The following is a 9,956-nucleotide window of genomic DNA, read 5'->3' as shown; positions in this document are numbered from 1 at the left end:
CAATGGTATCAGTGGTAGGGGAGCGTTCTAAGGACAGTGAAGTCAGACCGTAAGGACTGGTGGAGTGCTTAGAAGTGAGAATGCCGGTATGAGTAGCGAAAGACGGGTGAGAATCCCGTCCACCGAATGCCTAAGGTTTCCTGAGGAAGGCTCGTCCGCTCAGGGTTAGTCAGGACCTAAGCCGAGGCCGACAGGCGTAGGCGATGGACAACAGGTTGATATTCCTGTACCACCTCTTTATCGTTTGAGCAATGGAGGGACGCAGAAGGATAGAAGAAGCGTGCGATTGGTTGTGCACGTCCAAGCAGTTAGGCTGATAAGTAGGCAAATCCGCTTATCATAAAGGCTGAGCTGTGATGGGGAAGCTCCTTATGGAGCGAAGTCTTTGATTCCCCGCTGCCAAGAAAAGCTTAGCGAGATAAAAGGTGCCTGTACCGCAAACCGACACAGGTAGGCGAGGAGAGAATCCTAAGGTGTGCGAGAGAACTCTGGTTAAGGAACTCGGCAAAATGACCCCGTAACTTCGGGAGAAGGGGTGCTTTCTTAACGGAAAGCCGCAGTGAATAGGCCCAAGCGACTGTTTAGCAAAAACACAGCTCTCTGCGAAGCCGTAAGGCGAAGTATAGGGGGTGACACCTGCCCGGTGCTGGAAGGTTAAGGAGAGGGGTTAGCGTAAGCGAAGCTCTGAACTGAAGCCCCAGTAAACGGCGGCCGTAACTATAACGGTCCTAAGGTAGCGAAATTCCTTGTCGGGTAAGTTCCGACCCGCACGAAAGGTGTAACGATTTGGGCACTGTCTCAACCAGAGACTCGGTGAAATTATAGTACCTGTGAAGATGCAGGTTACCCGCGACAGGACGGAAAGACCCCGTGGAGCTTTACTGTAGCCTGATATTGAATTTTGGTACAGTTTGTACAGGATAGGCGGGAGCCATTGAAACCGGAGCGCTAGCTTCGGTGGAGGCGCTGGTGGGATACCGCCCTGACTGTATTGAAATTCTAACCTACGGGTCTTATCGACCCGGGAGACAGTGTCAGGTGGGCAGTTTGACTGGGGCGGTCGCCTCCTAAAGTGTAACGGAGGCGCCCAAAGGTTCCCTCAGAATGGTTGGAAATCATTCGTAGAGTGCAAAGGCATAAGGGAGCTTGACTGCGAGACCTACAAGTCGAGCAGGGACGAAAGTCGGGCTTAGTGATCCGGTGGTTCCGCATGGAAGGGCCATCGCTCAACGGATAAAAGCTACCCCGGGGATAACAGGCTTATCTCCCCCAAGAGTCCACATCGACGGGGAGGTTTGGCACCTCGATGTCGGCTCATCGCATCCTGGGGCTGTAGTCGGTCCCAAGGGTTGGGCTGTTCGCCCATTAAAGCGGTACGCGAGCTGGGTTCAGAACGTCGTGAGACAGTTCGGTCCCTATCCGTCGTGGGCGTAGGAAATTTGAGAGGAGCTGTCCTTAGTACGAGAGGACCGGGATGGACGCACCGCTGGTGTACCAGTTGTTCTGCCAAGGGCATAGCTGGGTAGCTATGTGCGGAAGGGATAAGTGCTGAAAGCATCTAAGCATGAAGCCCCCTCAAGATGAGATTTCCCATAGCGTAAGCTAGTAAGATCCCTGAAAGATGATCAGGTTGATAGGTTCGAGGTGGAAGCATGGTGACATGTGGAGCTGACGAATACTAATAGATCGAGGACTTAACCATATAATATGAAGCAATGTTATCTAGTTTTGAAAGAATATAAAAAACTTGTTGACTTTCAAAAGTAAATGAGTTACAATAATTCTTGTCTTAAATGAATACAGTCTGGTAATGATGGCAGAGAGGCCACACCCGTTCCCATACCGAACACGGAAGTTAAGCTCTCTAGCGCCGATGGTAGTTGGGACCTTGTCCCTGTGAGAGTAGGACGTTGCCAGACAAATGGAGGATTAGCTCAGCTGGGAGAGCACCTGCCTTACAAGCAGGGGGTCGGCGGTTCGATCCCGTCATCCTCCACCATTTAGCCGACTTAGCTCAATTGGTAGAGCAACTGACTTGTAATCAGTAGGTTGGGGGTTCAAGTCCTCTAGTCGGCACCAGAAATCATGGCGGTTGTGGCGAAGTGGTTAACGCACCGGATTGTGGCTCCGGCATTCGTGGGTTCGATTCCCATCAGTCGCCCCATTTTTCTTAAATACATTAATATGCGGGTGTGGCGGAATTGGCAGACGCACCAGACTTAGGATCTGGCGCCTTTGGCGTGGGGGTTCGACTCCCTTCACCCGCACTTTTAATTAAATAACTCATACATGTCTTGCGGAAGTAGTTCAGTGGTAGAATACAACCTTGCCAAGGTTGGGGTCGCGGGTTCGAATCCCGTCTTCCGCTCCAATTTTCAATATGACATGCCGGGGTGGCGGAACAGGCAGACGCACAGGACTTAAAATCCTGCGGTGGGTGACCACCGTGCGGGTTCGACCCCCGCCCTCGGCACCATATGCGCCCGTAGCTCAATTGGATAGAGCGTTTGACTACGGATCAAGAGGTTAGGGGTTCGACTCCTCTCGGGCGCGCTTTTATTAACGGGAAGTGGCTCAGCTTGGTAGAGCACCTGGTTTGGGACCAGGGGGTCGCAGGTTCAAATCCTGTCTTCCCGATATTCCAAAAAACATGGGGCCTTAGCTCAGATGGGAGAGCGCCTGCCTTGCACGCAGGAGGTCAGCGGTTCGATCCCGCTAGGCTCCACTTATATTAATATCATTTATGGCGGTGTAGCTCAGCTTGGCTAGAGCGTACGGTTCATACCCGTGAGGTCGGGGGTTCGATCCCCTCCGCCGCTACCATAAAGGACCTTTAGCTCAGTTGGTTAGAGCAGACGGCTCATAACCGTCCGGTCGTAGGTTCGAGTCCTACAAGGTCCACCATTAGACGTATATATCTCGGAGGTATACCCAAGTTCGGCTGAAGGGATCGGTCTTGAAAACCGACAGGCGGCGAGAGTCGCGCGGGGGTTCGAATCCCTCTACCTCCTCCATTTTTTTCTAAAGTGAATATTTTATCATCGCGGGGTGGAGCAGCACGGTAGCTCGTCGGGCTCATAACCCGAAGGTCGCAGGTTCAAATCCTGTCCCCGCAACCAAATGGTCCCGTGGTGTAGTGGTTAACATGCCTGCCTGTCACGCAGGAGATCGCCGGTTCGACCCCGGTCGGGACCGCCATTTTTTACATAAAGGCTCGGTAGCTCAGTCGGTAGAGCAGAGGACTGAAAATCCTCGTGTCGGCGGTTCGATTCCGTCCCGAGCCACCATTTTGAAATCACGAGCCGACTTAGCTCAATTGGTAGAGCAACTGACTTGTAATCAGTAGGTTGGGGGTTCAAGTCCTCTAGTCGGCACCACTTTCAAAATGAGCCATTAGCTCAGTTGGTAGAGCATCTGACTTTTAATCAGAGGGTCGAAGGTTCGAGTCCTTCATGGCTCACCATTTACAATTTAATGCGGGTGTAGTTTAGTGGTAAAACAAGAGCCTTCCAAGCTCTGGTCGAGAGTTCGATTCTCTTCACCCGCTTTTCAATTATGGGCCTATAGCTCAGCTGGTTAGAGCGCACGCCTGATAAGCGTGAGGTCGATGGTTCGAGTCCATTTAGGCCCACCATAATTGTTCCGCAGTAGCTCAGTGGTAGAGCTATCGGCTGTTAACCGATCGGTCGTAGGTTCGAGTCCTACCTGCGGAGCCATATTTATAGAGAAGTACCCAAGTGGCTCAAGGGGCTCCCCTGCTAAGGGAGTAGATCGCGAACGCGGTGCGAGGGTTCGAATCCCTTCTTCTCTGCCAGAACTGGCCCGTTGGTCAAGTGGTTAAGACACCGCCCTTTCACGGCGGTAACACGGGTTCGAATCCCGTACGGGTCATACTAAAAGAGATAGCATAATCTGCTATCTCTTTTTTGTTGTATAAAGGTGGACTTTGGATAGTCTGCTTTTTTATGCAATAGAAGAAATATGAAGTATGGGCTGTTGCAGTTGGGTATAGAGAGCCGTAAATACAATCATGTTGTTTATTTACCCCAGCTGTATGGCTGTAGCCTCCTACACTTGGAGAAACCGATGAAAATAAATAATATATAGAAGAAGCTGCTTCTTTCAACAGGTGTGATCTACTGGAGACAGCTTTTTTATGTTGTCATTATTGTCGAGTTTTGTCGGTAAGTCGATATATTGCAAAAATCGCTGATATAATTTGAGTTACGATCGATAAATTTTAATAATCGCTGATATATTTGGAGTTACGGTCGATATATTCTAAAAATCGCCGATATAATTTCACTTACCGACGAAAAACACAAGAAAATCCCTTTCACAATCTAAAGAAAACGCCTCCATTGAAATGGATTCCACACCTATTCCAATAACTTTACACTCTATGTGAAAAAGTTCACAAATAGGTCATAATTTGTGAAGTAATTCACAATAATACGTGCTACAATATGAATGTAAAGAAGTTAAACAACATTAAATTAGTATTTTAATTAATTACTTAAACAATCATAAAAAAATATATGTGAACAATAGAGAGGGGAAATTACCATGAAAAAAGGTATCAATCGTGTAGTATTAGTAGGAACAGGAGCTGTAGGTTGTAGTTACGCTTACTCAATGATCAACCAAGGTGTAGCTGAAGAATTCGTATTAGTAGATGTTAATGAAGCAAAAGCAGAAGGGGAAGCAATGGACTTAAGCCATGCGGTACCATTCTCTCCATCACCAACAAAAGTTTGGAGCGGTAGCTATGCAGATTGTAAAGATGCAGATTTAGTTGTTATCACTGCTGGGTTACCACAAAAGCCAGGTGAAACTCGTTTAGACTTAGTTGAGAAAAATACAAAGATCTTTAAACAAATCGTTCGCGGCATTATGGATAGCGGATTCGATGGAATCTTCTTAATCGCAACTAACCCAGTTGATATTTTAACTTACGTAACTTGGAAAGAATCTGGTTTACCGAAAGAGCGCGTAATCGGTTCTGGTACTACTTTAGACTCTGCTCGTTTCCGTTACATGTTAGGTGACTACTTAGATGTAGATCCACGCAACGTTCATGCTTACATCGTTGGTGAACACGGTGACACTGAACTTCCAGTATGGAGCCACGCTACCATCGGTGTACAAAAATTAGAAACAATCTTAGCTAACAACGAACAGTACAAACAAGAAGACTTAGACAAAATCTTCGAAAACGTACGTGATGCAGCTTACCATATCATCGAGCGTAAAGGTGCAACTTACTACGGAATCGGTATGTCACTACTTCGTGTAACGAAAGCAATCTTAAACAACGAGAACAGCGTATTAACTGTATCTGCATACCTTGAAGGTCAATACGGCGAGAAAGATGCTTACGTAGGTGTTCCAGCTGTAATTAACCGCGAAGGTGTACGTGAAATCGTAGAACTTGAGCTAAATGAAGAGGAAAAAGCGAAATTCGCTCATTCTGTAAAAGTATTAAAAGAAACAATGGCACCAGTACTATAATAATTGCTAAATAATTCAGAGGTGGGAAACTGCTTCTTACCTCTGAACTTATATAATTTAATATAAATTCCTTTTCCGGTTTCCCTTGTATATCCCCAATATACCCCTTTTGCTGGATAAGGGTCGTTTATAGAAAAGAGCACTCTATTTTACGTAGAGTGCTCTTTATTATTCCGCTATTTGTCGGGCAGTAAAAACCCACTGATTAAAGTTTCAATTTATTATTTTTTAGGTGTTAATCCTAATTTCTTTAAAATATCTGCCAGTGTACCGCTTTTGGATTTTTCTACAGGTGTTTGTGATTTAGATGCATCTGGACCTTTTTTCAAGAAGTTCCTTTCAACGAAGCGAATATCTTTTTCGTCGACAATACCATCTTTATTAAGGTCTCCGTCTTTTACAGTTAGTTCTTTTTTACCATAGTTGCTAGCGATAATTTCAGCATCTTTAATATCGATTACTTTATCACCATTTACATCGCCGACAAGGTTTTCGTCAGGTCTTGCATAATAATATTGGCCAAGCAGCTTACCGTCTTTTTCAGTACCAAGTTTCGTTGTTAGGCGGCTTGTTAAATGTCTTGGCACCTCTACATATAAGTTATAGTCGCGTTTATTAACTGGAAGTTCATTTAGTTTGAAGTATCCGTATTTATCTAGTGAGCCTTCAAACTTATGACGGTAAGAATCAGTCGCATATACTTTTACGCCAAGCTTTGTATAATCGAACTTTTCATCTAAATATCCGCATTCATTTAAGAACGCACCAGGTTTAATATTTCCTTCTACTAGTGAGTTTAAGGACATAACTGAGAATGTTTGATCTTGAAGTACACGCATTCTATTTGGTTCTGATTCACCTTGTTTCCAGTAAACAAAAATTGGTGACTCTAATTGAGCGTTTGCCTCATAAAATTCATCATTTTCTACTTTGAAAGTTACATCAATGAACGGGAAATCACCATCTAATCCAGCAAAGTTTTTGTCATCGATAGCGCCGCCAACTGTAACAGAACCTGCCTCTAGTTTCGGTTCATTTACTTTTGCGGTTACTCCTTTGTCGGAAAGTAGCTTTTCAAAAGCAGGATTAAATTTCGCATTTTAATAAAATTATGACAAAAAATATTGATAAACATTTTTTTATGATAGATTATTTTGTTTTGATTTTGAGTGGAAAATAGCATGAAAAGTAGGATAAACCTACTAAAATAAAGATTGAGAAAAAATAATAAGAAAAAATATACAAGGGTAATAAAGCGTTTTCAATGAATATTCGTCAAAATTCGATATTTTACACGGAAATGTGAAGAAAAACTAACATTTTTAAGAAAAAAACGAATGTTTTTTATAAATTAACAAGGATATTGCAGTTTTTCGCAGAAATAGTTAAAGTATAAAAAATTCTGTCATCTAAGTGAGGTGAGCATATTGAGTGTAATAAATTGTGAAGAAGTGAAACGAGATGAGTTTCATACAGAAAAGTACTATGAAAGTTATAACATCTTTGGCGCACATGTTGTGACGGAAGATGAGATTCAAGGGGTACGATTTACAGTGTGGGCTCCTCATGCGAAAGCAATGAGTGTTGTTGGAGATTTTAATGAGTGGGATTATGAGCAACATAAGATGCTACAAGTGACAGAAGAAGGCATTTGGTCCTTATTTATACCGCATATTGAAGAAGGAGAAATATATAAATATGCGATTGAAACGTTGGCTGGTGACGTCATTTTAAAGGCAGATCCGTATGCTATATATGCAGAAGTAAGACCGAATACGGCATCTGTAGTTTTTGATATAAAAGGATATGAATGGAAGGATAAAAACTGGAATCGTAAGAAAAAGAAAAAACCGATTTATAAAGAAGCGATGACAGTTTATGAATTACATTTTGGTTCTTGGAAAAAGAAAGAAGATGGAACACTATATTCTTACAGGGAAATGGCAGAAGAACTCATTCCGTATGTGGTGGAACATCAATTTACACATATTGAAATTATGCCGCTTGTTGAGCATCCATATGATCGTTCTTGGGGATATCAAGGAACGGGATATTATGCAGCGACGAGTAGATTTGGTACACCGCATGATTTAATGTATTTTGTCGACGAATGTCATAAATATGGAATCGGTGTCATTTTAGATTGGGTACCGGGGCACTTTTGTAAAGATGCTCACGGTTTATATTTGTTTGATGGCACACCGACCTATGAATATAAAGATAAAGATGTACAAGAAAATCTAGTATGGGGAACTGTCAATTTTGATTTAGGAAAGAGAGAGGTACGTAATTTCTTAATTTCAAATGCGTTATTTTGGATGAAATATTTCCATATTGATGGTTTCAGAGTAGATGCAGTTGCGAACATGTTGTACTGGAATAAAGAAGGACAAGAGCAAAGTAATGAGTACGCTGTGTCATTTTTACGGGAGTTAAATGAAGCGGTATTTGCAGAGGATGAAGATTTTCTTATGACGGCAGAGGATTCAACAGCTTGGCCACTTGTAACAGCACCAACGTATGAAGGTGGGCTTGGATTCAATTACAAATGGAATATGGGCTGGATGAATGACGTGCTGAAATATATGGAGTGTGCGCCAGAGTACAGAAAATATATTCATGAGAAAATGACGTTCTCTTTACTATATGCTTACTCTGAAAACTTCATATTACCCCTTTCTCATGATGAAGTCGTTCATGGGAAAAAGTCGTTATTAAATAAAATGCCAGGTGATTACTGGGATAAGTTTGCTCAGCTTCGTTTATTATATGGATATTTCTTTACTCACCCAGGAAAGAAATTACTTTTCATGGGAGGAGAATTCGGGCAGTTTGATGAGTGGAAAGACCTTGAAGATTTAGATTGGAATTTACATGATTTTGAAATGCATCGTTATATGCATGATTACTTTAAAGAGCTCATAGCATTGTATAAGCGCTCAAAACCACTTTGGCAGCTTGATCATTCGCCTGAAGGTTTTCAGTGGATTGATGCTAATAATAACGAGCAAAGTATTTTCTCGTTTATCCGCCAAGGGGATAAACAAGAAGATGCGTTAGTTATCGTATGTAATTTTACGAAAGCTACATATGAAAACTATAAAGTAGGTGTACCAGATTTCGAGTATTATAACGAGATTTTAAACAGTGATGCACAGCAATATGGAGGTTCGGGACAAGTGAATAAGAAACGTCTTAAGACGTTTCTAGAACCGTACCATAATCAAGCAGCACATGTAGAGATTACAATTCCACCATTTGGCGTATCCATATTACGACCAGTGAAGACGAGAAAGGGGAGCAAAAAACAAGATGGCTCAAAAACAAAAGTGCGTAGCAATGTTACTAGCAGGGGGAAAAGGTAGTCGTTTAAGTGCATTAACAAAGAATTTAGCCAAGCCAGCTGTTCCATTTGGTGGTAAATATCGCATTATTGATTTTACGCTAAGTAACTGTGCGAATTCTGGTATTGAAACGGTTGGGATTTTAACGCAATATCAACCACTCGAACTTCATAATTATATCGGAATCGGAAATGCGTGGGATTTAGACCGAGTAAACGGTGGGGTCACAGTCTTACCTCCTTATGCGGAGTCTTCAGGGGTTAAGTGGTATACAGGTACGGCAAGTGCCATTTATCAAAACTTAAACTATTTAAGTCAGTATGAACCGGAGTATGTTCTCATTTTATCAGGCGACCATATTTATAAAATGGATTACAGTAAGATGCTAGATTACCATATTGAGAAAGAATCGGACGTATCCATTTCTGTTATTGAAGTACCTTGGGATGAAGCAAGTCGCTTTGGCATTATGAATACAAATGAAGAAATGGAGATTGTTGAGTTTGAAGAGAAACCGCAATTTCCAAGAAGTAATCTTGCATCAATGGGAATCTATATTTTTAATTGGTCAATTTTGAAAGAGTATTTAGAGATGGATGCAAGAAATCCTGAATCTAGTAACGATTTCGGAAAAGACGTACTTCCGCTTTTATTGGATGAAGGGAAGAAGCTAATGGCGTATCCGTTTGAAGGATATTGGAAAGATGTTGGAACGGTGAAGAGCTTATGGGAAGCGAATATGGATTTGCTTCGCGATGAAACATCACTGAATTTAAACGATCGTAATTGGCGTATTTACTCTGTCAATCCAAACGAACCGCCTCAATATATTGCTGAAAAGGCGAAAGTAGAAGAATCGCTTATTAACGAAGGGTGCGTCATTGAAGGGGACGTGAAGCATTCTGTGTTATTCCAAGGAGTGACGGTGGAAGAAGGAAGTATGGTGATTGATTCTGTCGTTATGCCAGGGGCTAAGATTGGTAAAAATGTTGTGATTGAAAGAGCGATTGTTGGATCAGAAATGGTTATCGAAGATGGAACAATCATTCGTCCAGAAAAGAATGTTGACGATGTAGTATTAATTGCTGAAGGGAAATAGAA

3 protein-coding genes, 22 tRNA genes, 2 rRNA genes and 1 pseudogene (1 of these 28 cut by a window edge) are annotated in these 9,956 nt (G+C 42.6%); 27 read left to right on the top strand and 1 reads right to left on the bottom strand.

The features are described 5' to 3' along the window. From NST27_RS23995 to NST27_RS23875, 25 genes are all read left to right on the top strand, one after another. Nucleotides 1–1,702 (top strand): 23S ribosomal RNA (locus NST27_RS23995); it begins 1,217 nt to the left of the window's first position. A gap of 101 nt (nucleotides 1,703–1,803) precedes the next feature. Continuing rightward, nucleotides 1,804–1,919, top strand: a 5S ribosomal RNA gene (rrf, locus tag NST27_RS23990). A 4-nt stretch (nucleotides 1,920–1,923) separates the two neighbouring features. Beyond that, nucleotides 1,924–1,999: transfer RNA gene (locus NST27_RS23985), tRNA-Val, on the top strand. A gap of 4 nt (nucleotides 2,000–2,003) precedes the next feature. Next, nucleotides 2,004–2,079, top strand: a tRNA-Thr gene (locus tag NST27_RS23980). A 9-nt stretch (nucleotides 2,080–2,088) separates the two neighbouring features. Then, nucleotides 2,089–2,164, top strand: a tRNA-His gene (locus tag NST27_RS23975). A 22-nt stretch (nucleotides 2,165–2,186) separates the two neighbouring features. Then, nucleotides 2,187–2,267: transfer RNA gene (locus tag NST27_RS23970), tRNA-Leu, on the top strand. 29 nt (nucleotides 2,268–2,296) lie between these two features. Beyond that, nucleotides 2,297–2,371, top strand: a tRNA-Gly gene (locus tag NST27_RS23965). A 16-nt stretch (nucleotides 2,372–2,387) separates the two neighbouring features. Continuing rightward, nucleotides 2,388–2,476: transfer RNA gene (locus NST27_RS23960), tRNA-Leu, on the top strand. Nucleotides 2,477–2,479: 3 nt separating this feature from the next. Further along, nucleotides 2,480–2,553, top strand: a tRNA-Arg gene (locus NST27_RS23955). Between the two features lie 10 nt (nucleotides 2,554–2,563). After that, nucleotides 2,564–2,637 (top strand) — tRNA-Pro (locus NST27_RS23950). Nucleotides 2,638–2,652: 15 nt separating this feature from the next. Beyond that, a tRNA-Ala gene (locus NST27_RS23945) sits at nucleotides 2,653–2,725 on the top strand. 20 nt (nucleotides 2,726–2,745) lie between these two features. Continuing rightward, nucleotides 2,746–2,823: transfer RNA gene (locus tag NST27_RS23940), tRNA-Met, on the top strand. Nucleotides 2,824–2,827: 4 nt separating this feature from the next. After that, nucleotides 2,828–2,904 (top strand) — tRNA-Ile (locus NST27_RS23935). A 17-nt stretch (nucleotides 2,905–2,921) separates the two neighbouring features. After that, nucleotides 2,922–3,014: transfer RNA gene (locus NST27_RS23930), tRNA-Ser, on the top strand. Nucleotides 3,015–3,042: 28 nt separating this feature from the next. After that, nucleotides 3,043–3,119 (top strand) — tRNA-Met (locus NST27_RS23925). Between the two features lie 3 nt (nucleotides 3,120–3,122). Continuing rightward, a tRNA-Asp gene (locus NST27_RS23920) sits at nucleotides 3,123–3,198 on the top strand. Between the two features lie 13 nt (nucleotides 3,199–3,211). Further along, a tRNA-Phe gene (locus tag NST27_RS23915) sits at nucleotides 3,212–3,287 on the top strand. A gap of 14 nt (nucleotides 3,288–3,301) precedes the next feature. Further along, a tRNA-Thr gene (locus tag NST27_RS23910) sits at nucleotides 3,302–3,377 on the top strand. A gap of 10 nt (nucleotides 3,378–3,387) precedes the next feature. Continuing rightward, nucleotides 3,388–3,463, top strand: a tRNA-Lys gene (locus NST27_RS23905). Nucleotides 3,464–3,476: 13 nt separating this feature from the next. Then, a tRNA-Gly gene (locus NST27_RS23900) sits at nucleotides 3,477–3,547 on the top strand. A 10-nt stretch (nucleotides 3,548–3,557) separates the two neighbouring features. Then, nucleotides 3,558–3,634: transfer RNA gene (locus NST27_RS23895), tRNA-Ile, on the top strand. Nucleotides 3,635–3,641: 7 nt separating this feature from the next. After that, a tRNA-Asn gene (locus NST27_RS23890) sits at nucleotides 3,642–3,716 on the top strand. 7 nt (nucleotides 3,717–3,723) lie between these two features. Then, nucleotides 3,724–3,814: transfer RNA gene (locus NST27_RS23885), tRNA-Ser, on the top strand. 5 nt (nucleotides 3,815–3,819) lie between these two features. Further along, nucleotides 3,820–3,891 (top strand) — tRNA-Glu (locus tag NST27_RS23880). Nucleotides 3,892–4,566: 675 nt separating this feature from the next. Next, complete coding sequence (locus NST27_RS23875; protein WP_000715339.1) at nucleotides 4,567–5,511, top strand: L-lactate dehydrogenase; 945 nt, start codon at nucleotides 4,567–4,569, stop codon at nucleotides 5,509–5,511. Between the two features lie 221 nt (nucleotides 5,512–5,732). On the opposite strand, the pseudogene NST27_RS23870 reads toward NST27_RS23875, so the two are convergent. After that, nucleotides 5,733–6,611 (bottom strand): annotated as a pseudogene (locus NST27_RS23870) (dockerin type I domain-containing protein); the annotation flags it as partial. 327 nt (nucleotides 6,612–6,938) lie between these two features. Between NST27_RS23870 and glgB the strand changes: the two are divergent. Next, the gene (glgB, locus tag NST27_RS23865; protein WP_047387049.1) at nucleotides 6,939–8,876 is read left to right on the top strand and encodes a 1,4-alpha-glucan branching protein GlgB; all 1,938 of its coding nucleotides are present in this window, start codon (nucleotides 6,939–6,941) and stop codon (nucleotides 8,874–8,876) included. Next, a complete protein-coding gene (gene glgC, locus NST27_RS23860; protein ID WP_000057604.1) occupies nucleotides 8,824–9,954 on the top strand; it encodes a glucose-1-phosphate adenylyltransferase in 1,131 nt (376 codons plus the stop codon). Before glgB ends, glgC begins: the two co-directional genes overlap by 53 nt. The last annotated feature ends 2 nt before the right edge of the window (nucleotides 9,955–9,956 follow it).

The sequence above is a fragment of the Bacillus sp. FSL W8-0770 genome (genome assembly GCF_038008705.1).
Lineage (GTDB): Bacteria > Bacillota > Bacilli > Bacillales > Bacillaceae_G > Bacillus_A > Bacillus_A cereus.
The sequence above is the reverse complement of the archived record's forward strand: the minus strand, read 5'-3'. Positions and strand labels throughout refer to the sequence as shown.